Origin of the sequence: Pseudoduganella sp. LjRoot289 (assembly GCF_964252925.1) — a bacterium.
Taxonomy (GTDB): Bacteria; Pseudomonadota; Gammaproteobacteria; order Burkholderiales; family Burkholderiaceae_D; genus Rugamonas.
The window spans coordinates 2,777,339-2,802,050 of the sequence record NZ_CAXUPN020000001.1; the positions used below are offsets into that span (position 1 = coordinate 2,777,339).

Consider the following 24,712-nt stretch of genomic DNA (forward strand, 5'->3'; position numbering starts at 1 on the left):
TATTCATGATGACAGAAATAAGCAACGCGAATATCTCAAGAAATCTCTATAAACATTGTTTATTTGCCCACGTCGGTCGCGTAGGGCAGCACGCGCGAAGCCAGGCGGGTATCGGTCTTCAGCAAGCTGACCTCGTCCGCCAGGATGTGCACCGCTTCATTCAGCAGCACGTCCTTGGCGGCCTTGGCGGCCTTTTCCGCGTCCAGCTCGGCGGCCAGGCCGCGCTCGTCCGCCTGCAGGCCGTCGTCGGTGCGCAGCGCGCCCTTCACGGCGGCAACCTGGCGCGCCGCCTTGGCGTTGGCGTTGGCCGGCTTGGCCGAGATGGCCTTGTTCAGCGCTTCCTTCGGATCGGGCAGCAGCACCGGATCGTCCGGCGACACGATGGTGCTCAGCAGGCGCGCTTCGCGCAGCTTGGAGCGGGCGTCCTGCTGGTCGCGCTCCTTGCGGCGCGCGGCCTCGTTCAGTGAAATCGTGTTGTCCTTGCGCTGCTTCTTGACCAGGGCGATGTCTTCGGCCAGGTACTGGAAATCCTTGTCGCGGGCCACGCGCGCCTCGTGCTTCTTGTCCAGCAGCGGCACGATTTCCTTCAGCTCGCCGGCCGGAATGTAGATCGCCGGCTTGATGGCGACCCACGGCAGCGCGTTGTCGTAGCTCGATTCGCCGAAGTTTTCCGGATCGGACATCGACGGCAGGCTGATATCGGGCGTGACGCCGCGCAGCTGCGTCGTGCCGCCGTTGATGCGGAAGAACTGCGCCACCGTCATCTTCAGCTCGCCGAAGCGCGGCTTCTCGCCCTGCGCATAGCGGTCCAGGTTGATCAGCGTCTGCACGGTGCCCTTGCCGAACGAGGGCTCGCCGATGACCAGGCCACGGCCGTAGTCCTGGATCGCGGCGGCGAAGATTTCCGACGCCGAAGCCGAGCTGCGGTTGATCAGCACGCCCACCGGGCCGTCCCACGCCAGGCCGGCGTTGGTGTCGCTTTCCACCTCGACCTTGCCTTGCGCGTTGCGTTGCTGCACCACCGGGCCCTTGTCGATGAACAGGCCGGTCAGCTCGACCGCCTCGGTCAGCGAGCCGCCGCCGTTGTTGCGCAGGTCGATCAGCACGTTGTCGACCTTGTCGCGTTTGAGTTCGACCAGCAGACGGGCCACGTCGCGCGTGGCGCTCTTGTAGTCCTTGTCGCCCTTGCGGCGCGCCTCGAAGTCCTGGTAGAAGGTCGGCAGCGAAATGACGCCGATGCGGCGCTTGGCCGTGCCGTCGCGCACTTCCAGGATGGATTTCTTGGCCGACTGCTCTTCCATGCTGATCTTCTTGCGCACCAGCGACAGTTGCGCCAGTTTGCCGTCCGGACCGGCGTCGGCCGGCAGGATCTGCAGGCGCACGGTGGAATCCTTGGCGCCGCGGATCTGCTGCACCACGTCGTCGATGCGCCAGCCGACCACGTCGGTGAAGCCGCCGCTCTCGCCCTGGCCTACGCCGACGATGCGGTCGCCCACTTTCAGCTTGCCGGACAAGGCCGCCGGGCTGCCGGGCACCACTTCGCGCACCACGGTGTAGTCGTCGCGCTGCTGCAGCTGGGCGCCTATGCCTTCGAGCGACAGCCGCATGGCGATGTCGAAGTTTTCGGCGGCGCGCGGGCCGAGGTAGTTGGTGTGCGGCTCGATCGACATGGCGTAGGCGTTCATGAAGATCTGGAACACGTCTTCATTGTTCAGCTTGCGCGAACGGCTCATGTAGTTCTCGTAGCGCTTGTCCAGCGTGTCGCGGATGGCCTTGTCTTCCTTGCCGGCCAGCTTCAGGCGCAGCCAGTCGTTCTTGACGCGCTTGCGCCACAAGTCCTTGACCTCGGCCTCGTTCTTCGGCCACTCGGCCTTCTCGCGGTCGAGCATATAGCTCTCGTCCTGGGTGAAATCGAATTTGGTCTTCAGCAATTCGCGCGCATAGCTGATGCGGTCGGTAAAGCGCTGCTGGTACAGATTGTAGATGGAGAACGGGACCGTCAGGTTCTCGCCCATGATGGCGTCGTCCAGCTTGTTTCGGTAGTTGGCGAACTGATCCACGTCGCCCTGCACGAAGAACAGCTTTTCGCCGTCCAGCGACTTGAAGTAGCGGTCGAAGATCTTCTCCGACATCGCATCGTCGAGCGGTGTGGCCTTGTAGTGGTAGCGCGACATGACGTGGGAGGCCCACAACGCTGCCTGCGACTGCTGCGCTTGCGGCTTGACGTCCGCCGGCTTTTCAGGCGCCGCGGCGCCCACTTGTACCGAAACGGCCAGCGCAATCGCGCTCAACAGCATCTGCTTCTTCATCGGCTTGCTCCGAAACTTGAGTTCATAAAATACGTGGTCCAGCATCGCTTTATTCTACAGGATAGCAGCCGTCTAGCATCTGCTGGACGGCACAGTTTCATTGAGTATGCTTAAGGCCGGATTAAACGCCGCGCACTTTACACCTGTAACAAGCGCAAGGCCGGGATGGGGAGGTACAAGGTCGACAATGCAATAGCGGCAATCACCAGGTAGGGCCAGGAGCGCAGCGAGATCTTCCAGTCCACGGCGGACGGCCAGCAGGCCAGGAACTGTGGCGCGATGGCGAAGGCCAGCAGCGCGTCGATGGGCTCGAAATGCCAGCCGGGGCCGGTGCGCCACAGCGCCACCAGCAAGGGCACGGCCGCCACCAGGAAAGGCGCCAGCGCGGCCGGCGCGGCGTTGTACCAGCGCACCCGGGTCAGGCTGACCGAACCGAGGTGCCAGCCCTGCCCCACCCGGCGCGGAATGACCGTCAACGAAGCGGGGCGCGCGCCGGTCAGCAGGCCGACGCAAAAGTGCGCCAGCTCGTGGCAGACGGTGCCGGGCAGCGTGAACAGGAAAAAGACGGGGTGGGCAGCAGCCAGGCGCCTGATCAGCAGCGCCAGCAGCATCGACGGCGCCAGGTATGTCAGCACGCCGGACAGCATTTCGCGGTGCTGGCAGATCCAGGCGGGGGCGATGGCGGTGCATTCAAACATGGGCGGATACTAGCAAGTTTTTCCGCCGAGGGGAAACGTATCCTCATTGCTGAGCGACATAACGTCGCATTTTCCTGCCGCCCACCGGTTGGTACGCATGCTGCTGGTAGAACTCCAGCGAGCGCTGGAACGCCGGCAGCGGCGGCGTGCACAGCTCCAAGGCGGCGCAGCCGCGCTGCTCGGCGCTGGTCCGGGCAGCCTCCAGCAAGGCCTGCCCCACCCCTTGGGCCCGGAACGCAGGCGCGACGTAGCATTCCTGGATGATGCAGATTTTGCCGCCCGCGTACAGCGCGTAGCTTTCCGTGAAGGTCAGCACGCCGACCGCCTCGCCGCCGACGCAGGCGAGCACGGCGGCATAGCGGCCATCGCCCAGCCAGTCGCGGCACAGCCGGGTCGTCGCGGCCAGGTCGTCCTCCAGCTGCGCCCCCTGGCACTGCCGGGTGATCTCCGCCGTCAGCGCGACCACCAGTGCCGCGACCTCGGGCGCATCGTCGGCGGACGCCGCCTTGAGTTGAAGTTCCATCCGGTCTTGCTCCACCTTATTGAAACATCAACTATATCCTGCCCAGCGATTCCCCGCTCACTCCGAATAGAAACAGCGGCCGCAGGCTTGGCGGTAGTTCTCGTTGCCGCCGATGCTGATCTGCTCGCCCTCTTTCATGCGTTTGCCATCCTGGTCGACGCGGATGTTCATTGTGGCTTTTTTGCCGCAGGTGCAGATGTTCTTCAGCTCTTCGATGTCGTCCGCCAGCGCCAGCAGGTAGGCCGAGCCGGGGAAGGGTTCGCCCCGGAAGTCGGTGCGCAGGCCATAGGTGATGACGGGGATGCCCCGCACCTGGGCCAGCTTGTGCAGCTGCTGGACTTGCTCCGTGGACAAAAATTGCGCCTCGTCAATCAACAAACAGGCGATCTTCTGATCGATCACCTTGAGGAAGTTGGTCGACGCGTCGAATACTTCGGTCTGGCGCTGCGGGCCGAGGCGCGAGGTGACGTTGCCGACCCCGTAGCGGTTGTCGATGGCGGCGGTGAACAGGCGCACGACCTGGCCCTGCTCTTCGTAGTTGTGGGCGACTTGCAGCATCGCCGTCGACTTGCCGGCGTTCATGGCCGAGTAGCGGAAGTAGAGTTTTGCCACGGTTTTTACTGGTGAGGATGATCAAAGGCGGATTATAACCCTGGGCGCGGACGGCAAAACTGGCGCATACTGTCTGAATGCAAAAATTGCATATACAAGTACAGAAGCATTCCTTCCCAGCGTGAATCGTGCGGCCTAACATCCGCTCTTTTTTATGGAAAGCGCGGCCGACACAATCGGCCAGCGCCATTTCAAAGCGAGGAGTTGTTTATGAACAAACCCAACGAGGCCGCCCTGTTCGGCCTGATCGGCAATACCCCGCTGGTCGAAGTCACCCGGCTCGACACCGGCCACTGCCGCCTGTTCCTGAAGCTGGAATCGCAGAACCCCGGCGGCTCCATCAAGGACCGCATCGGCCTGTCCATCATCGAAGCCGCCGAGCGCGAAGGCAAGCTCAAACCGGGCGGCGTCATCATCGAGGCCACAGCCGGCAACACCGGGCTGGGCCTGGCGCTGGTGGGCCGCATCAAGGGCTACCGCGTGGTGCTGGTGGTGCCCGACAAGATGTCGACCGAAAAGGTACTGCACCTGAAGGCGCTGGGCGCCGAGGTGCACATGACCCGCTCGGACGTGGGCAAGGGCCATCCCGAGTACTACCAGGACTACGCGGCCCGCCTGGCGCGCGAACTGCCCGGCGCCTTCTACGCCGACCAGTTCAACAATCCCGCCAATCCGCTGGCGCACGAAACCACGACCGCGCCCGAAATCTGGGAGCAGATGGGGCATGAGGTGGACGCCATCGTGGTCGGCGTGGGCTCGTCCGGCACCCTGACCGGGCTGAGCGCATTCTTCCGCAAGGTGCAGCCGCAGCTCGAATTCGTGCTGGCCGACCCGAAAGGCTCCATCCTGGCCGGCTACATCGACAGCGGCGTGGTGTCCGACACCAGCGGCTCGTGGGCGGTGGAAGGCATAGGCGAGGACTTCATCCCGTCCATCGCGGACATGCGCTCGGTGCGCAAGGCTTACACCATCACCGACCAGGAAAGCTTCGACAGCGCGCGCGCCCTGCTGGGCGCGGAAGGCATCCTGGGCGGCTCGTCGACCGGCACCCTGCTGGCGGCGGCGCTGAAATACTGCCGCGAGCAGACCGAACCGAAACGGGTGGTGACCTTCGTGGCCGACACCGGCACGCGCTACCTGTCCAAGATGTACAACCGCGGCTGGCTGGTGGACCAGGGCCTGGTCCAGCGCACCCAAACCAACGACCTGCGCGACCTGATCGGGCGCCGCTACGACGAGGGCGACGTGATCAGCGTGTCGCCGTCGGACACCCTGCTGGTGGCCTTCAACCGCATGCGCGCGGCCGACCTGGCGCAGCTGCCGGTGCTGGAACATGGCAAGCTGGTGGGCATCATCGACGAGTCCGACCTGCTGCTGAAGGTGGACAACCGCGCCGAGCAGTTCGGCAGCCTGGTCGGCGCCACCATGACCGCGCGGCTGGAAACGCTGCATCCCTCGGCCAGTGTGCAGGCGCTGCGCAGCACGCTCGACCGCGGCCTGACCGCCGTCGTGGCCGACGAGGCCGGGTTCTACGGCCTGATCACCCGCTTCGACCTCCTCAACCACTTACGCAGGACACTATCTTGAGCACAGACACCAAGCCCAACGAGCACAAAGCCCACCTGGCCACCCGCGTGATCCACGCCGGCCAGTCTCCCGATCCGTCGACCGGCGCCATCATGCCGCCGATCTACGCCACCTCCACCTTCGTTCAGGAAAGTCCCGGCGTGCACAAGGGGCTCGATTACGGCCGCTCGCACAACCCCACCCGCTGGGCGCTGGAGCGCTGCGTGGCCGACCTGGAAAGCGGCGCGCAAGGGTTTGCCTTCGCCTCCGGCCTGGCGGCCATTTCGACGGTGCTCGAGATCGCCGACGCCGGCTCGCACATCATCGCCGGCGACGATATGTACGGCGGCAGTTACCGGCTGTTCGAACGCGTGCGGCGGCGCAGCGCGGGCCACGACTTCAGCTATGTGGACCTGACCAATCCGGAAAACCTGCTGGCCGCGATCAGGCCGGAAACGCGCATGGTGTGGGTGGAGACGCCGACCAACCCCATGCTCAAGCTGGCCGACCTGCAAGCGATCGCCAGGATCTGCCGCGAGCGCGGCATCATCGCGGTGGCCGACAACACCTTTGCCAGCCCGCTGGTGCAGCGTCCGCTGGAGCACGGCTTCGACATCGTGGTGCACTCGGCCACCAAGTACCTGAATGGGCACTCGGACATCATCGGCGGCATCGCCGTCGTCGGCGGCGAGCCGCACCAGGCCGAGTGGCGCGAGCAAGTGGCCTTCCTGCAGAATTCGGTGGGCGCGATCGCCTCGCCCTTCGATTCCTTCCTGGCGCTGCGCGGCGTGAAGACGCTGGCAATCCGCATGGAACGCCATTGCGCCAGCGCGCTGCAGCTGGCCGAGTGGCTGGAACAGGAGCCCAAGGTCAAAAAAGTATTCTACCCCGGCCTGAAGTCGCACCCTCAACACGCGCTGGCCAAACGTCAGATGGAAGGCTACGGCGGCATCATATCGATCGACTTGGACACCGACCTGGCGGGCGCGCGGCGCTTCCTCGAACGGTGCGAAGTGTTCGCGCTGGCCGAGAGCCTGGGCGGCGTGGAAAGCCTGATCGAGCACCCGGCGCTGATGACCCATGCCAGCATCCCGGCGGCGCAGCGGGCCGCGCTGGGCATAGGCGACGGACTGATCCGGCTATCGGTGGGCATCGAAGACCTGGCCGATTTGCGCCAGGATTTGCGGCACGCGCTGGACGCGATCTAAGTCCCTGCGCCGCCGCTAAGGCCTGGGCTGGATCGGGTCCGGCACGTTGAACACGCGCCGGACGAAACTCTCCATGGCCTGGAACACGCCTTCCACGCCGAAGCCAGCGATGAAAGACAGCGCCGAACCGCTCAGGGTCCAGGCGCCTGCCAGCGCCTGCTCGGCGCCCGTCCCGCCGGTGCCGGAAGCGTTCACAAACAGGCCGATGCATGCGCCTATCGTCGCGCCCAGGGCCAGCTGGCCCAACGCCAGCGAATAGTCGCGCGGCGACAGCATGCTTTCGCGCATTTTGCGCCACAAGTCGCGCACCACCGCCGCGCCGGCGCCCAGAATGCCGTAGCACAGCGGCAGCACCGCGCTGCCCAGCACCAGCGTCAGGATGCGCGCGGTTTCCTCGTCGCCGCTGCGGCGGGGGCTGCGGCCGGGCCGGGGCGGCGGCTCGGGGATGGGGTCAAGGAAATAGGTCGCCGTGTAGTACAGCGCCTTCCACGGTTGCAGCCAGGCCGCCAGGTTGCGCCGGGTGGTGGCCCGTTCGCGGTCCTGCCGCGCGTCCTGCTGGCACAGGTGGTATTCGTCCACGCTGCGGTAGCGCTGCGCCAGCGGGGTGTCGTCCAGTTGCGGCGCGCGGGCCGGATCGCAGTAGACCACCAGCGGCAGCGGCGGCGCCGGCACGTTGGCCGGATTGGGGGCGCCCTTCAACTGGCGCGCCAGTTCGTCCGCCGCCAGCTTGGTCTCGGCATCCGAAATGCGCACCGTCATGTCGCGCTGCTGGGTGCGCAGCGCATCCATGTGGGTCAGGATCACATTGCCGGCCGTGACGTTCCAGGACAGCAGACAGGTGAACACCAGCCACAGCACCAGCCCGACGACGATGCGCCAGATGCCGCGGCTGAACTTGCCGGCAGGGCCGATCAGGCCGGGAAAGGCGGTGCGCGCCAGCGACATGCGGGTGGGCGGACGCGTGAAGCCGCCGCCCGGGTTGATCAAGTCGCCATTGCCGCCGGAACGGCAGCCGGGCCAGCCGTTGCCGCTGCCGCTGCCGTCATGGCCCGCAGCGCCGCCGTGGCCCGCCGCGCCTGCACCGCCGGCAGCGCCGCCAGCATCGGCCAGCCCGCCGGGGCCGGAAGGCCCGCCCAAGCCTCGCGGAACTGGCCCGGCAGCGCGCACGCCGGCGCCCGCCTCAGCGGCGAAGCCGGCCGCGGTCCCGCCTTCCCCGGCGTCGCCCCTCCCGCCGCCCCGGCGCGCCGGGCCCGCCCCTCTCCCGCCGCGCCGGTCGGCATGCCGGCCCCACATTTTGGGCTGGCGCGGATCGTCCTCGCCCACCACCAGCAAGGTGAAGGCGACGGTGGCGCCGCTGGCGGGCTTGGCGGCCGCGTTCAGCATGTCCTTCGCGTGCAGCAGGATGGCCGCCTGGCTGGCCTGGGGGAGATCATTGTCCTCGGGCGGCCAGCCGATTTCGCAGATGTCCTTGATCAGCGCCTGGACGCCGGGTTCGATGGCCTTGTCCCAGCGCCCGGAAATGAAGTCGAGCAGCAAATACACTTCCGCCAGCTCGCGCACGAAAATGAAATCCCGTATCTGCACGGGCCGCGCCGCCCCGTCGCGTTTTTCCACATCAGCCATGGCGCACCTCCATACGCCACAGCATGTGCCGTCAAGGACGGGCGGCCATGATCTGCGTCAAACAAGGCCGCTGAATTGCCTATTCGCCGGGGTGGTATCGGCGTTCGAGGTTGCGCTCGAGATCTTCCTTGTAGAACAGCACGTCCTTGAACTCGCCGCGCGCATACATCTCGGCCTGGTCCATGAAATGGGGCGAGGCCGGGTCGCCGCTCTGGCCGCCGGCCAGGATGCTCTTGGCGCGCACCCGCTTGCCAAACTCGACCGCCGCGACGAAGCTGTTGCCGCGCTCGCCGTAGATGCGCTTGGTGCCGGGCGCGGACGTCATGCCGTAGGCCGCCAGCGCGCCCCAGTTGCCCGACGCGTAAGGCACGGGGATGCTGGGCTTGCTGTCGTCGAAGGGCTGGACCACGTCGCCGGTCAGGCGCTGGAAGCGGTTGATTTCGCCCCACGGGGTTTGCCAGCTTCCGAAGTCTTCTTTCAATTTGGCCGACGCGCGCGCCAGCGCGAACAGGCGCTCCTGCGGCGCCAACTGGGTGGCGATGTAGTCCAGCACCGGCATCTGCTTCGCCTTGGCGGCCGGACCGAAGATCTTGGCCAGGTCCTGCAGCCAGAAGACGGCCAGCGAGGTCTGCACCGACTCCAGCGCGTAGCGCATGTCCCAGCGCCGCAGCGCATGGATCTGCGGCGACAGCCCGGCCTTCAGGCCGTCACCATCCGGCAGCTCTTCCCAGGCCGCGAACAACCGCGGCAGCAGCGGCTCGAAGGCGGTGAGCTGCGTGTCGTAGGCGGCCGCGATCAGGCTCTCCAGGGTAAAGTCCTTCCGGTTCTCCAGCACCCGCACGGCGTGGATGCCGCGCGCGTTTTCGGGCTGCGCCGCCATATAGGCCGGATAGTCGGACGCCTTCGGGCTGTAGGCGCCGGCCGCCGTAAACGGCGTGCTGTTGGTGTTCTGAATCCAGCCGTTTTTCGGGTTGAACAGCTGGATGGTGTCCTTCACTGCGTGCAGCCCCTGCCAGTCGGTGGCCGGGTCGCTGCCGTCGACCGGCTTGCGGTAGTCGAAGCGCGGGTCGCGCACGGGGATGAAATTGCCGTGGAAGTAAGCGATATTGCCGTCCGCATCGGCGTACACGGTATTGTTGGACGAGTTGGTGCGCAATTCCATGGCCTTGTAGAACTCGGCGTAATTGCGCGCCTTGGTGCGCAGCCACGACTGCTGCAGGGCCTTCAAGGGCTCGTTCATCAGGCGCACGGACACCCACTTGCCGTCCAGCCCGCGCACCACCGGGCCGCGATGGCTGAAATAGGCGGTGACGGTTTTCTCGGCCATGCCGGTGGCGGTCTTGTACGGCAGGCGTATGGCCACCGCCTTCAGCACGCGCTCCTCGCTGCCGTAGCGGTAGAAGAACTTGCCGTCCCGCTCGGTGACCGTTTCCAGGTATTCGTCGATCACGTCGCCGCCGCCGGAGGTGTGCATCCAGCCCAGGCGGTCATTGAAGCCCTGGTAGACGAAGAACTGGCCCCAGGTCACGGCGCCGTAGGCGTTCAGTCCCTGCGCGCTGCTCACCTGCACCTCGGGCCTGAAATAGAAGGAGGTATGCGGATTGATCATCAGCAGCGCGTGCCCGGACTTGCTGATGGCGGGCGCGATGGCGAAGCCGTTAGAGCCGCTGGGCTCATGGTCCAGGTCGCTGCCTGCCGCGGCCACGGGGACCAGCGCGCGCTTGCCGTAGAAGCGCTCCAGCTCCTTCAGGTCGACCGATTCGATGTCGCCGCCTATGCTGCCTTCGCTGAAGCTGAGGGCCATCCACGGCTCGAAACGGGTGATCAGCTGCGGCTGGACGTCCGGGTGCGTTTGCAGGTAGTAGTTCAGGCCGTCCGCCCAGGCGTTCATCAGCTTTTTCAGCCAGGCCGGGCTGGCCGCGTACTGGGTTTTCAAGCCCTCGGGACGGACGAACAGCTTCATGCGCAAATCGCGGTACAGCTCGGCTTCGCCCTTGACCTCGGCCAGCCGTCCCATGGCGTTGATGAAGTTCAGTTCCACCCGGTGGAAATCGTCCTCCGCCTGCGCGTACAGCAGGCCGAAGACCGCGTCCGCGTCCGTTTTTCCGTCGACGTGCGGAATGCCCCACTTGTCGCGCGCGATGGTCACGCGCTGCGCCAGCGCCCTCAGGCGCGCCGCCTCCGCCCTGGCCGCCCTGGCCTCCTTGCCATCCTTGGCTGGCATGGCGGTGAGGACGGGAACGGCAGGCGCGGCCGCGGCGGCGACGCTCAGCGGCACGGCGCAGGCGGCCGCCAGCAGGGAATTCAATCTCGACATACGGCACACTCCGGGGGAATAGCGATAGGCTTGGTCAGGAAGCGTCGACCAGTTGTGCGATGCGCTCGCGCAGTTCGGCATTTTCATTGCGCAGCCTGGACACGCGGTCCTTCAGCTGCGCCACCTCGGCGCGCAGCTGTTCGACTTCGCTCATCGCCTGGCCGCCCTCCCCGCCCTGCTCACCCTGCTCGCCGCCCTTTGCCTCCTTGGCCGGGCGCAACGCGGCGCGCTGTTCGCGGATTTCCTTGGCGGCCTGCTGCAGCAGCTTCTTGCCGCCGGCCACCGCCGCCACCTGCTCGGCTTCCGGCAGCGAGGCCACGGTCGCGGCGGCGTTGATCGAAATGGTGCCGGCGCGCACCGCCTCCACCAGCTCGGGCGCGGCCGTCTTCTGTATTTTTTCGATCTGCGAGATGGTGTTGCTGCTCAGGCGGGCAGCGCGGGCGATGTCCTCGCGCGAGGTGCGCACCTTGGCCGGCGCCGGGCTGTCGTCCGGCTCCGGCGGGGCGATGCTCGCGTCCTCGGCGGCGGCCTTGGCGGCCAGCTCGGCGCTGCGGGCATCCATGATGTCCTTCTTGCGCAGCGCCAGCACGCCGCGCTGGAAGTCGGACACGCTGCGCCGGCCCAGGTGGTTGTCTATCATCCACAGCATCACGTCCTCCATGCTGTGGAAGGACTCGTTCTGGATCACCTTGAAGGGGATGCTGTGGCGCTGGCAGATGGAATAACGGTTGTGGCCGTCGACCAGCACGTCATTCCACAGCACCAGCGCATCGCGGCAGCCCTCGGCCAGGATGGAACGTTCAAGCGCAGTGTACTCGGCCTCGGTGAGCGGGTCGATATAGCTGCGCAGCATGTCATTGATTTGGATTTGCATTCGGTATTCCTGGAAAAAGCGGGCGCGGCCGGCGCGCATGCGCGCACCCTGCCCCATCGCCGTCCAGCATGCTACACCAATTGCGGGTCCAACCCAAGATGCCGGCGCCGCCGTCAGGCCCGGCGCACGCGCACCACCCGCTCCGCGCCCACAGAGTTGACAGCAAAGCCATTGCGGCCCGCCGCCTTGACGCCGTACAGCGCCTGGTCGGCGGCCCGGATCACGTCGTCGGCCGCGACCGGATGCTCGGTGGTAAGCGCGATGCCGATGCTGGTGCTGACCGCCAGCGACGTGGTGCCGATGACGAAGGGCGCGCGCATGGCGTCGATGATTTTACTGCCCAGCAGATTCATTTCCGCGCCGGACGGCAGTTGCTCGAACACGATGACGAATTCGTCCCCCGCCAGCCGCGCCACGGTGTCGGTGTAGCGCACCGCCTGCGTCAGCCGCCGAGCGAACTCGACCAGCACCGCGTCGCCGGCGGCGTGGCCGTGCAGGTCGTTGATGGCCTTGAAATGGTCGATGTCCAGGAAAGCCATGCCGACCTGCTGGCCGCTGCGGTGGGCGCGCGCCAGCGCGCGCGGGAAGAACTCGTCGAACATGCGGCGGTTGTTGATACCGGTCAGCGCATCGGTGGTGGCGAGGCGGTGCAGGTCCTGCTCGGCCCGCTCGCGGCGCTGGGACAGCGAGAAGAAAGCCCGGCTCAACTGGCCGAACTCATCTTCGCCGTCCACGTCGAAGACCTTGATGTCGGCGGCGCCACGCTCGATGGCGACCACGTTGCCGTGCAGGCGCAGCAAAGGCACCAGCATCACCTTGGTCAACAGCCAGCCGAACACGCCGGCCAGCAGGGTCACCAGGGCGCACGCACCGAGCGCACGCACACGCACGTCGGCCATGGGCGCGAAGGCGCTGCGGATAGGATACGACACCGCGATGGTCCAGTCCGCTTCACGCAGGCGCTGGTGGGCCAGCAGCGTGCGCTGGCCATCGTCGAGCAACTGGTCGGTCCAGCCCTCGGGGGTGCTTAATACCGCGTCGACCAGCGAGCCGGCGCCGCCGTCGCCCTGGGTCAGCAGCAGCCCCTTGTTCGGGTGGTGGATGAAGGTGCCCTCGTTACTGACGATGAAGATATAGCCGCCCGCTTCGGCGCGCAGCATGTCCAGCCGCGCCGAGAACGACGGCCGCAGCAGTTCGATGGCGCCGACCAGCAAGCCGACCATTTCGCCCTTGGCATTGATCAGCGGCTGCGTCAGCGCAACGATGGGTTTGCCGCTCAGCGAGCTCCTGAACGGCGCTGTCACCAAGCCTTCCCGGGTGCGCAGCGTGTCGACGAAATGCTTGCGGGTGGAGATATTGAGCGTGCCGATGGCGCGGCGGTCGCGCAGGCTGGCAACAAGGTTGCCGCGCATGTCGAAAGCCGTCACGTTGGAGAACTCCTCGCGCAGCGTGGTGTGCGCTTCCAGCAGGGTCTGCATCTGGTCCAGGCTGACGGCACTGACGAGCACCTGCTCCGTAAGCGATTTCAGCATCTGCCGCTTGGCCACGATGTCGCGGTCCACATAGGCCGCCGCGCTCGCCAGCAGCGCCTGCTCCTGTTGCGCGATCGACTCGCGCATGCCGGCCTCGGCGATCAGCAACGACACCCCGCCCACACCGATGGCGGAAATCAGCACGGTGGCCGTGACCAGCATGGTGATCTTGAATTTGAAACTGAGGAAGAAGTGTAGAACGGGCCGCATATGACCTCCGTAAGTGCGCCGTGGGCGCTCAAAACAACATATCGGCGGAGGTTGGGCCTGCTACGGTCGTCAGCGCGTTGGTGAGGCGCCGGTGGACATGGGGCGATTATAAAGGATATTTCCGTGCGGAATATCTATTCGCGCACCTCGTTGCGCCGCGGCAACGACGCACGGCAAGCATCCGGCTCTGGTGGTTATGTTTCAGACATGGCATAATGCCGGGCTGCATGGCTCCGATGGTGAAATTGGTAGACACTGGAGACTTAAAATCTCCCGCCGCAAGGCGTGCCGGTTCGATTCCGGCTCGGAGCACCAAATTGCCGTATCACAACGACATGCCAACTCAAGACCCGCGCGCCTCATGGTGTAGCGGGTTTTTTGCTGTATTAAACCGGCTCTGCAGGCGCACATTGGAGAGCGTCAGGTCGTGTACCAGCAACAAATCCGGCTATTCGCGCGTCACGGCTTATCCGGTTGCCAGCAGCTGTCCACCCGCACCTTGCTTCTGTGCCACCATATTCCGGAGCTGGCGATTGCTTGCCGCCAGATCCTTGTTCGCTGTCTGCACGATGACATTCAGCCGACGGTTCTCGTCCGCCATTTCCTTGTGTTCGAACGCTTCTTCCAGATGTTTGCGCAACTGATCGTCTTCCCACGGTTTGGTTAAAAACCGGTAAACGGCGCCTGCGTTGACTGCATCGGTGATCGACTGTAGCTCGGTGTATCCGGACAATATAATACGCATCGCGTCCGGATATTTTTGCTTGGCCGTACGCAGAAACTCCACACCCGTCATACCTGGCATGCGCTGATCCGCCAGGATCACGTCGACCCGGTGTTCGGCCAACAGTTCCAGGACTTCCCGGCCGCTCCTTGCCATGAGTATCCTGATACCCGTGGAACGCAAGGCGCGTTTCAACGCTAATCCAATATTCTCTTCGTCGTCCACGATCAGCAGCGTGCGTTGCGGTGTACGCAGGCGCAAAAGATTGGCGGGCAGCGTTTTTTTCTCTTGCAGCATGGTTTCGATCGCGTCGGCCGCAACCGGCCTGGAAAACCAATATCCCTGAATCTCATCGCACAAGTTCTGGCTGAGCATGTCGCATTGGGCTTCCGTTTCGACGCCCTCTGCAATCACGCTGATGCCCAGGTTGTGCGCCATGGCGATGATCGCATTCGCGATCGCCCCTTTGTCGGCACTCTCGGTGATATCACCCACGAAGGAGCGGTCGATCTTGAGCACGTCGATAGGGAAACGCTGCAGATACGACAGGCTCGAATAGCCGGTGCCAAAGTCATCAATAGACAGCTGTACACCAAGCGCCTTGAACGCGTTCAGGGTGTCGACTGCCTCCTCCACATCGGTCATGACGACCGATTCGGTGATCTCGATATCCAAATGCTGGGGGGCAAGCCCGGTTTCCGCAAGTATGGAAGCAACCGACTCCACCAGGTTTTCCTGGGAAAACTGCCGCGCCGACAAATTTACGGCGATGCGGAAATTCCCCAAGCCGGAGCGCTGCCACGCCTTGTTTTGCGCACATGCGGTTCGCATCACCCAAGCACCGATCGGCACGATCAATCCTGTTTCCTCCGCGAGTCCGATGAATTGGTCGGGCGAAACCATGCCAAGCTCTGGATGCTGCCATCGAATCAGCGCCTCCATGCCGACGATCTCGCCTGTCGTCAAGTCCACCTGCGGCTGGTAATGAAGTATGAATTCGTTGCGTTCAAGCGCATTGCGCAAATGCTTTTCCAGCCGTAGGCGCTCCAAGGCAAATTCGTTCATCGCTGGCGCGTAAAACTGATAGGTGTTGCGGCCAAGCGCCTTGGCCCGGTACATCGCTCTATCCGCATGGTCAACCAGGGTCTCCGGATCCGCAGCATCGTTCGGATAAACTGCGACTCCCATGCTGCACGACAAGAAGAATTGCTGCTCCTCGACGACGACCGGCTCGGCAACAGTGGACATGACACGATGCAAGATACTCGGTGTCAGGCCTTCCTCGAAATGCTCGGACAGGATCAACACGAACTCGTCACCGCCGAAACGCGCCGCCGTATCGGATCCGCGCAATACCAGTTGCAGCCGCGCCGCGATCGTATTGAGAAGGCAGTCGCCCGCCTTGTGGCCAAGCGTGTCGTTAACCAGTTTGAAGCGGTCAAGATCGATGAAGATCACCCACACCCGATACCCGTAGCGGTCCGCGTGGACTATCGCCTGGCGCAGCCGGTCCTGCAGGAGGGAACGGTTAGGCAAACCGGTCAGTTTGTCGTGGTGGGCCAGATATTGCAGTTCGTCTTCCGCTTGCCTGGTTTGCGTAACGTCTTCGCGTGCGATGACCAGGCGCGTGGCTCCCCCCGCTGGAAACCGCGTTACCCTCACGGTAAACCAGCGTTGCGCGGTAGACGAATTGCATCGATACCCCATGTTGAACTCGTCGCGCAGGCCGCGCGCCACCTCTCTCAGGCCGACCGATAATACGCCCGCATCGTGCGCCCCCATGTCGCTCGCCTGTTCATGTATGGCAAGGTAGTTCTTCTTTTCCCATGCGGCACCCAGCAGGACGCCATGCGCCAGTGCGAACTCCTGCCATGCCTTGTTCACCGTCAGGATAATCCCATCCTCATCGGTCACGCAGATGTGCTGTGACAACGCGTCGATCGTCGATTTCATGAAGCGTTCCGACTGCCGCAGTGCATGTTCCATTTGCTTGCGCGCTGTTATGTTTTCGATGACCGCGATCAGGTGCAAGGGATTTTGCCGGCCATCACGTACCAATGAGATGGCCACGGATGTCCAGATAAAATCGCCATCCCGGCAGCGATATCGCATGTCGCAACGATGTGAAAAGGCTTCAGGTCCGGCGAGCAGGCGGGCGATGGTTGGTTCAAAATCGGCACCTTCGTCCGGGTGGGCTATCTGGTGGATCGTCAAGCCAGAAATCTCATCGTCGCCGTAGCCGAGCATGTCGCGAAATTGCGTATTGAATAGCAAAAATTGCCCGTCCAGCGCCATGTGCACGATACCGACCGGCGCCAGGTCAAACGTCGCGTGAAAGCGCTGCGTGCTTTCGATGAGCATGTCTTCCGAATGCTGTCGGAGGCGCAGAAACGCTTCCAGCCTGGCCAACAAGTCATCCTTTCGAAGGGGAAGCCGCAGGACATCGTCGAATCCCGCGCGCAGCCATGCCGTCGCGCGCGCCTTTCCCGGCAACGCCAACAGCATCGGCACATACAATGGCCGCTGCAGCTGCCGCAGCGCTGACAACTGAACATGGTGCCGGCGCGCCGATGATTCGTCAACGATGATCAATGATGCCGCAGGCTCAGCTCTCTCAAGGCCGGCCGGAGTCAATACGACAACTGAATAGCCGGTCTGGCGCAAAAGTTCGGCGAGCAGTTGCTCGTCCGGCCGATTTTCGATCAGCAGACCGATCACTGCTACTTGGGGAAAACGATTCATGGCAGCCTACATGTCTTTAGTGGATGCTGGAATTCCAGTGAGAATGCCACGCAGGTGTTCCAACTTCTCGCTGACATGGATTCCGGATTCATCGACCCGGATTTGTCTCAGCTCAGGCTCGAAATTGCCTACCCGTTTCTTGAGGCAGCCGACAATCTTGATGACTTTTCCCGCGTATTCCGCATAGCGCAGCAGCACGATGTTATCGGCCAAGTGGCTGACACCCAGATCGGTCGCCTTTAAACTGGTACTGGTGATGTGTTCGACTTCATTGATTAAAATGGTGGTAACGCCCAGGCGGGACAGATAGCTGACAAGATTATGGATGTGGGCCTGCGGCTTGCCGAACTCCTCCATTGCGAACTGATACCCGCGCAGGCTGTCGATCATCACCATGGTGCACCCGTCGACTTCCACTGCGTGGCGGACCATCGCCAGAAACTCATCAGGATATAGTTCCAGCGGATTAATCCGGATGATCTTCAGCATTCCCGAATCCACGATCGTATCGACGGGCGTGCCCAGTCCTCGACTGCGGGCAATAATAAAACTGGGAGGCTCTTCGAAGGTGAACAAGATTGCGCGGCCGGTAGCGGCGTGATGCGCCAGAAATTGGGTGCCCAGGGTGCTTTTCCCCGTCCCGGTGGGGCCAGTGAGCAGCGTGGTCGTTCCGGACTCTAGTCCTCCGCCAAGCAGCGCGTCCATCGCCTCGATGCCGGACGAGAAAATACTTTCGCCAGGGGGACGCAAGCCGGCACCTTCAATGCGATGCGGGAACACACTGAATCCACCCTGAGAGATGCGAAACGGGTGCCGTCCCGACATGAATTCCGAACCGCGCATCTTATCGACTTGAATGCTGCGCAATCCGACCGCCAAGGCCGGCGAAATCTCAAAACGCAGACGGATGACGCCATCGGCCGCAAGTGCCACGGATGTATCCCGGTCCATCTCCGTAGGCTCAAAGACGAGGAAGGAAGTGATGTTCGCCTTGTCCAGAAAGTTAACCAGGCCAAGAATATTTTTACGGAACTGATACTCATCAGTCGCAAGATAACGGAGTTGCGTAACTGAGTCGATCACCAGCCGATGAGGCGATGCCGCACGAACCGCCTGGTAGATCGCATTCCAGACCGGCACACTCTCGACTTCGCTGGGCGGAAACATATGGTAATCGCCCAAATTCTCCCCGAGCGCTTCACCGTTGGGCGAAAGGTCGACGATATCGACCTCGTTCATATTCCAACCAAACGCGGCTACATTTTTGACGATCGAATCGCCGGGTTCACATAATGTGATGTACATACATTTTTCTCCGCGACGCAATCCATCGCGCAACCACTGCAAAGAAAAAATTGTTTTTCCTGCGCCAGGCGTTCCGGCAAGCAAATATGAGTGACCTGCAATTAATCCGCCACCAAAGATGTCATCGCAGCCAGGAACGCCCGTTGAAATCCGCGCGGTCGGAACATTGGTATGCATGCTATTTCCTTCACTTCATTTGAAGATATGGCTGCGCACCCATTCCGAATGGCGTAATTGGATTCTCGGGGCGCGCAACTTTTCAGTAAGAAACATGCCGTCTCAACGAGAATAAAATTGATAAATGTTTAACATATGCAACGCGACGCTGCAGTTCTAATAATTCAATATTTATAATCGTTCTTAATCGGCTGCGTTATCATGCTGTCGCGGGAATGAGGCGACAATCGAATCGATATGGCTCAGAACTTACAGCGGGGATTTTTGGCTGGCTGAGCACCTACAAGGTACACTGTTTTTAACAAAAAAGTAATTGCTTTGTGTGCATATTATTTTTTGCCAGAGGAAAATAGCTTACCCGTTGCTATCATGCAACATTGATCGCTCCAAATATGAAAGCTTCCAATTTAGAAAGCACTTGCGCGCCATGTCAGACCGTCGGTTCCCCATGTTGGATTGATGATCAAGGTTCGTGGTGTTACAAGAATGAGCATGAGCGATATTCCCATTTTTGATGGGCATGGCAGTGTGCCAAGAGGGCATGTACGCCTGCCATGATTTCATTATGCAAGTATTGGCGTCGGGCTCAGCCCGCGGTATTTCAGCAGTCACAGGTTCAAGAAGCATCACTGAGGAACTCCCCATAGAGCACGCCGGTTGACGTGTTGAGGGCCGGGGTCCCCACCGACCGCAGCTCGTCAGAGAAGTGTTGATACGCCCCGCCATAACCGAACGTCAACGCGGTGCCGCGCGCCCAGCCGCCGCCCTCCCGGTCCATGGCGAATGCCACTTCCGCGGGCTGCACACGCCGTCGAAGCGAAACACATCACGGGGTGTTCAAGGTCAGCGCAGGGACGATACCATCCCCGACATCGGTATCGGTATCGGTATCGATCAACTGTACTGAAAAGCTTCTAATTTCAGTCTTTTCCGAAGAAGCCTGCACACTCGCAGCACCGAGCGTCAGGCAAAAATAAATGGGCTGCGAACTAATATTTTCCTATTGCACATAATTCCTACTCGAAATAAAAATTAGACTAATTAAAAAGTAAGAATTGCCAATAGATTTAACCAGAAAAGGAAAGAATAAGCGAACGATGTTACCGGTGCGGTGGAGTAAAACCATGAATGGCGTGATGAAAATCCGCGGCCACCAGGCCGTCATCGCATACCATCAGCTTGACAGTCCTTTTGCCAGTCGCGTGAACCGGATTCGACTACCGCGGCGAGCCATCGCGGCAGGCGTGGCCCTCGGTCCGCTCGCTCGTTCCCGCTGGGTTCTTGCAAGCAGGACAAGACCAATCCTGCTCGTCCCCGGCCAGAAGTGCTTGCGCACATTCGGCGGAGTATCCGTTCCTCTCCAGGTATGCAATCGCGTCCGGGATGCCAAGCATAAGCTCGTACACCTTCGCGACTTCTATCATTTGCGACCGCAGCATTAATTGTCTTTGAGCTCGCATTTTTTCGCCTTAGTATCAGATGAAAACGTAGCTAAAGTATATTTGTGCGACGCAACAGAGACAATCAGAAAGGTTGCTTCTTTCCATGAACCAACGGGATGCTTGATAAATATCAAAACATCGGCGGATTCCGTGCGAAAAACGTGACAATTACGCTCAGCAGCCTTGCCAAAGACCGCATAGGCTGCACGGCACCGCAGGCCTGCCACGCGAGCTAGCGCGCGGCAGACCGCAAACGCCACCCTCTCGGTGGCGCTTCCTACAAAATTTACAGCTTGCCGACACCTGCGGTAGCCGGTACGGAGACCGCCATATCGGTGGTCGCGTCCACCGAATAGCCATAGTAGCTGGATGGCGTGGCCGACGGCGTGGAGGCCGGGCTGGCGGCCGACGGCCATGGCGTGCTGGAGATGTTCACCAGCGAATTGGCGCTCTTGGCGGTCGAACTGAGGTTGACGGACACGCCGTTGAGCAGATTGCCGCTGTCGAAGATATACGGCGAGCAGCGCGCCGTGCTCATGCCGGACAGGGCCGCGCAATTGCTCAGCGCGCTGCCGGACGTGACCGACGCGCCTATCGTGTCGCCTGCCGATGCGCCGCCGGTGATGTCGAACACATTGTTCTCGGCATACAGCTTCGAACCCTGGCCCGACGTCAGGCCCACCATCCAGTTGTAGAGCGTCACGCTGTTGCTGCCGGCGAAGTAGTTGTTGTAGAGGTGGACCATGCCGTAGCGTACGCGCGGCTTGCGCTGCACCAGGTTCTGGAAGTAGTTGTGGTGGAAGGTCGTTTTCAGCACGCCCGGATTTTCCGCCGTCAGGCTGGCCGTATCGGTGCCGCCCATCAGCATGGCCTTGTCGTGGTCGTGCAGGTGGTTGTACGACACGGTGATCAGGTTGGCCGACTTGGTGATGTCGAGCAGGCCGTCATGGTGCTGCACATGATAGAGCTCGCCGTCGTACGGGGCCGCCCACACGGACGGGAACTGGTCGTCGGTGCGCGCGCCGTCGGAGAAGGTGCAGTGGTCGATCCAGACATGGGTCGCGTACTGGATAGACATGGTGTCGTAGTTCGAATTCCAGCGCCCGCCCGAGTCGGTCGGATCCCAGGCGGTGAAGAAGTCGAACGCGTCTTCGAAGGCGACGTTGCGGACGACGATGTTGTCGACTGGCGCGGTCGAGCCCGTACCGCTGAGCATGAGGGTGCCGTGGATGATCTTGGCGGTCGCGCCGTTGCCGATGATCGACGTGTTCGACGGCACGGTCAGGACCACGTTTTTCTTCATCTGGTTGCTGGCGCAGGCGCGCGCCGCTTCGACCGGATCGCTCGACGGCGGTACGTTGGCGTAAGGCGGCTTGTAGGCGGCCAGGTAGTCGTTCCAGATCTGGCTGAAGGTGGTGTAGCCATACGCGGCGCAGGTGGTGCTGTTGGCGTTGGCGTAGGTCACATAGTCGTCGGCCGTCAGTTCAGTGCCGGCCGCGTTCTGGTTCAGGCTGATGGTGCCCGAGATGTAGATGATCTTTTTGCTGGTGTCCAGCGTTCCGCTGAAAGCGCCGTTGGTCTTGATGGTGGCGGTGTTGCCGTACAGGGCCTGGATCAGGCCGGCACGCGTGCTGACGGTGTAGGTCTTGGCGGCGGTAGCGCCGTCGCCGCCGGTGGTGCCCGTCCCGCCCAGGTTGTTGGTGCCGGTAGCGGCCCAGCCGGTCGCGCCGAGCGAGGAAATCTGCGCGCTGGCGTTGGCCCCGGACAGCACCGCCACAGCGACGCACAGCGCCTGGCATATTTGTTTTTTTATCATTCTCATAGTCTCCAAGATGGATTGGTTGGGTGTTTTTTTGGTCAGTCCAATTTGACGATGCCACATGAACAACGTTAATGTGGTCTAGTCAATTTTCTATTTGGTCAGGCCAATTAAACCAGTGCAGTATAGATCAGCAGAGCCAGAATCGGTCAACCGGATGTGGGATGTGGTCAGGCCGCCACACTTTAGAATAGATCATCATTGCAAACCGCCAACACACCCAGCCAGGGGAGCCGGACGGCTCCCGCGCCGACAAGCTGGCCTCCCTCGCCGAGAGCGCCAAAATTTCTGGATAGAAAGCGAAATTTCCCGAGACTTAATTGCATATTACATTTTGTGAGAATTGTCCTACACTGTATTTGGGTTATCATTTAGAAAACTTGCGATGTAGAAAATATAACGATTTTCTGTTGCGAGACCGCATCAGAATTGTTACAAGAGCACGAAATCTGCACACAATTCAAGCGAGCCACCGTACTGATGTGTTAGAATTTTTCTACACTGCAACGGGTAGAGTCAAAATGAAAACATTTACTATCTCGGCAATTGCGTTTTATTTCTTCTACGTACTGAACGGATTGATGGCGCCGAGCCACGCTCAACGCGCCAACAGCGCGTGTACGAATGTAATTGCAGGCATCGACAACGGTGCCAAAACGAGCAACAACTGCAAGCGCGACGCGCTGGTGGTACAACAGGTCGCAGCGGCGATCCCAGGCAACTGATCGAACGCTGGCAGGATCCAAGTCCGGCCTGTTCGAGACAGGCCGGCGTCCCCCGACTCACTGACATGCGCCCTGGCCGGCAGCCGCTGGCTATACTCGGTCATGGGCAAAATATTCATCGGCATTTCCGGTTGGCGTTACGCGCCGTGGCGCGGCGTGTTCTATCCGCACGCCCTGGCACAGGGCCGCGAGCTGGAATTCGCCTCGCGGGCGCTGCCGACCATCGAACTGAACGGTTCGTTTTATTCGCTGCAGCGGCCCGCCAGCTACACCGCCTGGCATGATGCCACCCCGCCCGGCTTTATCTTCAGCCACAAGGGCAACCGCTACATCACGCACACGCGCAGGCTGAAGGATATCGAAACGCCGCTGGCCAATGTGCTGGCGTCGGGCGTATTCAATCTGCGCGAAAAGCTCGGGCCTTTCCTGTGGCAGTTGCCGCCCAATTTCAGCTTCGACGCCGAGCGCGTCGAGCACTTCCTCTCGCTGCTGCCGCATGACACAGAGGCGGCGCAAGCCCTGGCCCGCAAGCACGACGCGAAGATGGCGGGCCGGGCCGCGCTCGATATCGACGCCAGACGCCCGCTGCGCCACGCCATGGAGATACGGCACGCAAGCTTCGGCGATCCGGCCTTCATCAAGCTGCTGCGCAAGTACAAGGTGGCGCTGGTGGTGGCGGACACGGCGGGCAAATGGCCGGACTACGAGGATGTGACGGCGGACTTCATCTACATCCGCCTGCACGGCGAGGAGGAGTTGTACGCCAGCGGCTATTCGGACGCCGCGCTGGACCGCTGGGCCGCCCGCATCAAGGCATGGAGCAAAGGTGGCCAGCCATCGGACGCCAGGCTGGCCTCGCCCACGCTCCCGCCCAGGCGCGCCAGCCGCGACGTGTACTGCTACTTCGATAACGACATCAAGGTCAAGGCGCCGTTCGATGCGCGCAAGCTGATCGCCAGGCTGGGATTGGAAGACGGCCTGGCCGATATCTGACTAGCCGCCGCCGGGTCTTCCGGTCTTCGCGTGGTGACGGCGCTGCGCATGGTAGATGCCGGTGTGGCCGGAGAACAGATAGCTCACCACGCAGGCCAGCGCCGCGTAAGGCGCGATTTCAGGGCCGAACAGTTCGATCGCCATGACGGTGGAGGCGATCGGCGTGTTGGCCGCGCCGGCGAACACCGCGACGAAGCCCAGCCCCGCCAGCAGCGAGAACGGCAAATGCAGCAGCGGCGCAAGCGCGTTGCCCAGCGTGGCGCCGATATAGAACAGCGGCGTCACTTCCCCGCCTTTGAAACCGCTGCCCAGCGAGGCCACCGTGAAGGCGAACTTGCCAAACCAGTCCCATGGCGCCAGCGGCTGCCGGAACGCGTCCGCGATCACGGGAATGCCGAGGCCGATGTAGCGCTCGGTGCCGATGGCCCACACGGCCAGCGCGATCACGGCGCCGCCCAGCAAGGGCCGCAACGGCGCGTAGCCGATGCGCCGCTTCATGAACGCGCCGGCCGCGTGCGTGGCCTTGGCGAACAGCATGCCGGCCAGGCCGAAAACGACGCCGGCCGCCATCACCGCCAGCAACGCCAAGGCGGTGACCGGGGTGCCGGCCAGCCCTTGCGCACCCAGCGCATAGTGCGTGTGCTGCACGCCCCACGCCAGGCCCGCCTGGTCTGCGACGATGGCCGCCAGCATGCAGGGGAAGATGGCGTCGTAGCGCATGCGGCCTACGGCCAGCACTTCCAGGCCGAAAATGGCGCCGGCCAGCGGCGTGCCGAACACGGATGCGAAACCGGCGCTGATGCCCGCCATCAGCAGGATGCGGCGGTCCTCATGGCGCAGGCGGAACACGTGGGTGAGCTGGTCGGCCAGCGCGCCGCCCATCTGCACCGCCGTGCCTTCACGGCCCACCGAGGCGCCGAACAGATGCGACACGATGGTCCCGCCCAGCACCAGCGGCGCGAGACGCAGCGGGACCACTTGCTTGGGGTCGTGGATTTCGTCGATCAGCAGGTTGTTGCCCGCTTCGACCCCGCGGCCGAAGCGCAGGTAAATCCAGCCGACCGCGAAACCGGCCAGCGGCAGCAGCCAGACGATGGCGGGATGCGCCTGGCGCCACGCCGTGGCCGTGTCCAGCGCGTACAGGAAGAATGCCGACGCCGAACCTGCCAGCGCCGCAACCAGGCTGGCGATGACGGTCCATTTGGCGAGATAGGCGTAGGGCCGCAGGAGGGGCTGTAGATAATAAGGTGGTATCAAAGTCGGGCCATCGTAGCAAAGGAATGGCAGCCCGGCAAGCCGGCCACCGCCTTCGC

Annotated in this window: 16 protein-coding genes and 1 tRNA gene; 5 read left to right on the plus strand and 12 right to left on the minus strand. The window is 62.6% G+C overall.

What is annotated here, in order from left to right; translation table 11 throughout:
• Window positions 1-59: 59 nt before the first annotated feature.
• The 4 genes from ACSQ8Y_RS11585 to ACSQ8Y_RS11600 all read right to left on the minus strand — a co-directional run bounded on the left by ACSQ8Y_RS11585 (window position 60) and on the right by ACSQ8Y_RS11600 (window position 4,142).
• On the minus strand, window positions 60-2,309 hold the full coding sequence (locus ACSQ8Y_RS11585; protein WP_436266616.1) for a carboxy terminal-processing peptidase: 2,250 nt from the start codon (window positions 2,307-2,309) through the stop codon (window positions 60-62).
• 137 nt (window positions 2,310-2,446) lie between these two features.
• Complete coding sequence (locus ACSQ8Y_RS11590) at window positions 2,447-3,007, minus strand: hypothetical protein (RefSeq protein WP_436266617.1); 561 nt, start codon at window positions 3,005-3,007, stop codon at window positions 2,447-2,449.
• Between the two features lie 43 nt (window positions 3,008-3,050).
• Window positions 3,051-3,530 (minus strand): N-acetyltransferase family protein, encoded by a 480-nt coding sequence (locus ACSQ8Y_RS11595; RefSeq protein WP_436266618.1) that lies wholly within the window; start codon window positions 3,528-3,530, stop codon window positions 3,051-3,053.
• Between the two features lie 57 nt (window positions 3,531-3,587).
• Entirely contained in the window at window positions 3,588-4,142 is a 555-nt protein-coding gene (locus ACSQ8Y_RS11600; protein WP_436266619.1) for a thymidine kinase, read from the minus strand.
• 210 nt (window positions 4,143-4,352) lie between these two features.
• Here ACSQ8Y_RS11600 and ACSQ8Y_RS11605 point away from each other — a divergent pair, with 210 nt between their 5' ends.
• Window positions 4,353-5,729, plus strand: coding sequence for a pyridoxal-phosphate dependent enzyme (locus tag ACSQ8Y_RS11605; RefSeq protein ID WP_436266620.1), 1,377 nt, complete (start codon window positions 4,353-4,355; stop codon window positions 5,727-5,729).
• Entirely contained in the window at window positions 5,726-6,916 is a 1,191-nt protein-coding gene (locus ACSQ8Y_RS11610) for a trans-sulfuration enzyme family protein (protein WP_436266621.1), read from the plus strand. Before ACSQ8Y_RS11605 ends, ACSQ8Y_RS11610 begins: the two co-directional genes overlap by 4 nt.
• Before the next feature lie 15 nt (window positions 6,917-6,931).
• Here ACSQ8Y_RS11610 and ACSQ8Y_RS11615 read toward each other — a convergent pair whose 3' ends face one another.
• From ACSQ8Y_RS11615 to ACSQ8Y_RS11630, 4 genes are all read right to left on the minus strand, one after another.
• The gene (locus ACSQ8Y_RS11615) at window positions 6,932-8,539 is read right to left on the minus strand and encodes a hypothetical protein (RefSeq protein ID WP_436266622.1); all 1,608 of its coding nucleotides are present in this window, start codon (window positions 8,537-8,539) and stop codon (window positions 6,932-6,934) included.
• Between the two features lie 79 nt (window positions 8,540-8,618).
• Window positions 8,619-10,856: a penicillin acylase family protein gene (locus ACSQ8Y_RS11620; RefSeq protein ID WP_436266623.1), complete on the minus strand. Its 2,238-nt coding sequence runs from the start codon at window positions 10,854-10,856 to the stop codon at window positions 8,619-8,621.
• Window positions 10,857-10,890: 34 nt separating this feature from the next.
• Entirely contained in the window at window positions 10,891-11,730 is an 840-nt protein-coding gene (locus tag ACSQ8Y_RS11625) for a hypothetical protein (RefSeq protein ID WP_436266624.1), read from the minus strand.
• Window positions 11,731-11,843: 113 nt separating this feature from the next.
• Window positions 11,844-13,472 (minus strand): diguanylate cyclase domain-containing protein, encoded by a 1,629-nt coding sequence (locus tag ACSQ8Y_RS11630; RefSeq protein ID WP_436266625.1) that lies wholly within the window; start codon window positions 13,470-13,472, stop codon window positions 11,844-11,846.
• 230 nt (window positions 13,473-13,702) lie between these two features.
• On the opposite strand from ACSQ8Y_RS11630, the gene ACSQ8Y_RS11635 reads away from it, so the two are divergent.
• A tRNA-Leu gene (locus tag ACSQ8Y_RS11635) sits at window positions 13,703-13,787 on the plus strand.
• A gap of 151 nt (window positions 13,788-13,938) precedes the next feature.
• Here ACSQ8Y_RS11635 and ACSQ8Y_RS11640 read toward each other — a convergent pair.
• The 3 genes from ACSQ8Y_RS11640 to ACSQ8Y_RS11650 form a co-directional block, all read right to left on the minus strand.
• Entirely contained in the window at window positions 13,939-16,938 is a 3,000-nt protein-coding gene (locus tag ACSQ8Y_RS11640) for an EAL domain-containing protein (RefSeq protein WP_436266626.1), read from the minus strand.
• Window positions 16,939-16,944: 6 nt separating this feature from the next.
• The gene (locus tag ACSQ8Y_RS11645) at window positions 16,945-18,420 is read right to left on the minus strand and encodes an ATPase domain-containing protein (RefSeq protein ID WP_436266627.1); all 1,476 of its coding nucleotides are present in this window, start codon (window positions 18,418-18,420) and stop codon (window positions 16,945-16,947) included.
• A 1,728-nt stretch (window positions 18,421-20,148) separates the two neighbouring features.
• Window positions 20,149-21,678 carry a pectate lyase family protein gene (locus ACSQ8Y_RS11650; protein ID WP_436266628.1) on the minus strand — a complete coding sequence of 510 codons (1,530 nt, stop codon included), beginning with the start codon at window positions 21,676-21,678 and terminating at the stop codon, window positions 20,149-20,151.
• Between the two features lie 524 nt (window positions 21,679-22,202).
• On the opposite strand from ACSQ8Y_RS11650, the gene ACSQ8Y_RS11655 reads away from it, so the two are divergent.
• Together ACSQ8Y_RS11655 and ACSQ8Y_RS11660 are read left to right on the plus strand one after the other, a co-directional pair.
• Window positions 22,203-22,406 (plus strand): hypothetical protein, encoded by a 204-nt coding sequence (locus ACSQ8Y_RS11655; RefSeq protein WP_436266629.1) that lies wholly within the window; start codon window positions 22,203-22,205, stop codon window positions 22,404-22,406.
• Window positions 22,407-22,508: 102 nt separating this feature from the next.
• Window positions 22,509-23,399: a DUF72 domain-containing protein gene (locus ACSQ8Y_RS11660; RefSeq protein ID WP_436266630.1), complete on the plus strand. Its 891-nt coding sequence runs from the start codon at window positions 22,509-22,511 to the stop codon at window positions 23,397-23,399.
• Here the strand turns inward: ACSQ8Y_RS11660 and ACSQ8Y_RS11665 are convergent, their stop codons facing one another.
• Window positions 23,400-24,653, minus strand: coding sequence for a voltage-gated chloride channel family protein (locus ACSQ8Y_RS11665; RefSeq protein WP_436269805.1), 1,254 nt, complete (start codon window positions 24,651-24,653; stop codon window positions 23,400-23,402). It lies immediately after the preceding gene.
• Window positions 24,654-24,712: the final 59 nt, after the last annotated feature.

Coding starts and splice junctions, on each gene's coding strand:
- ACSQ8Y_RS11615 (WP_436266622.1), bottom strand. CDS start 8,539: ATGGCTGATGTGGAAAAACGCGACGGGGCGGCGCGGCCCGTGCAGATA.
- ACSQ8Y_RS11625 (WP_436266624.1), bottom strand. CDS start 11,730: ATGCAAATCCAAATCAATGACATGCTGCGCAGCTATATCGACCCGCTC.
- ACSQ8Y_RS11630 (WP_436266625.1), bottom strand. CDS start 13,472: ATGCGGCCCGTTCTACACTTCTTCCTCAGTTTCAAATTCAAGATCACC.
- ACSQ8Y_RS11645 (WP_436266627.1), bottom strand. CDS start 18,420: ATGCATACCAATGTTCCGACCGCGCGGATTTCAACGGGCGTTCCTGGC.
- ACSQ8Y_RS11585 (WP_436266616.1), bottom strand. CDS start 2,309: ATGAAGAAGCAGATGCTGTTGAGCGCGATTGCGCTGGCCGTTTCGGTA.
- ACSQ8Y_RS11650 (WP_436266628.1), bottom strand. CDS start 21,678: ATGATAAAAAAACAAATATGCCAGGCGCTGTGCGTCGCTGTGGCGGTG.
- ACSQ8Y_RS11640 (WP_436266626.1), bottom strand. CDS start 16,938: ATGAATCGTTTTCCCCAAGTAGCAGTGATCGGTCTGCTGATCGAAAAT.
- ACSQ8Y_RS11590 (WP_436266617.1), bottom strand. CDS start 3,007: ATGTTTGAATGCACCGCCATCGCCCCCGCCTGGATCTGCCAGCACCGC.
- ACSQ8Y_RS11605 (WP_436266620.1), top strand. CDS start 4,353: ATGAACAAACCCAACGAGGCCGCCCTGTTCGGCCTGATCGGCAATACC.
- ACSQ8Y_RS11595 (WP_436266618.1), bottom strand. CDS start 3,530: ATGGAACTTCAACTCAAGGCGGCGTCCGCCGACGATGCGCCCGAGGTC.
- ACSQ8Y_RS11620 (WP_436266623.1), bottom strand. CDS start 10,856: ATGTCGAGATTGAATTCCCTGCTGGCGGCCGCCTGCGCCGTGCCGCTG.
- ACSQ8Y_RS11655 (WP_436266629.1), top strand. CDS start 22,203: ATGAAAACATTTACTATCTCGGCAATTGCGTTTTATTTCTTCTACGTA.
- ACSQ8Y_RS11660 (WP_436266630.1), top strand. CDS start 22,509: ATGGGCAAAATATTCATCGGCATTTCCGGTTGGCGTTACGCGCCGTGG.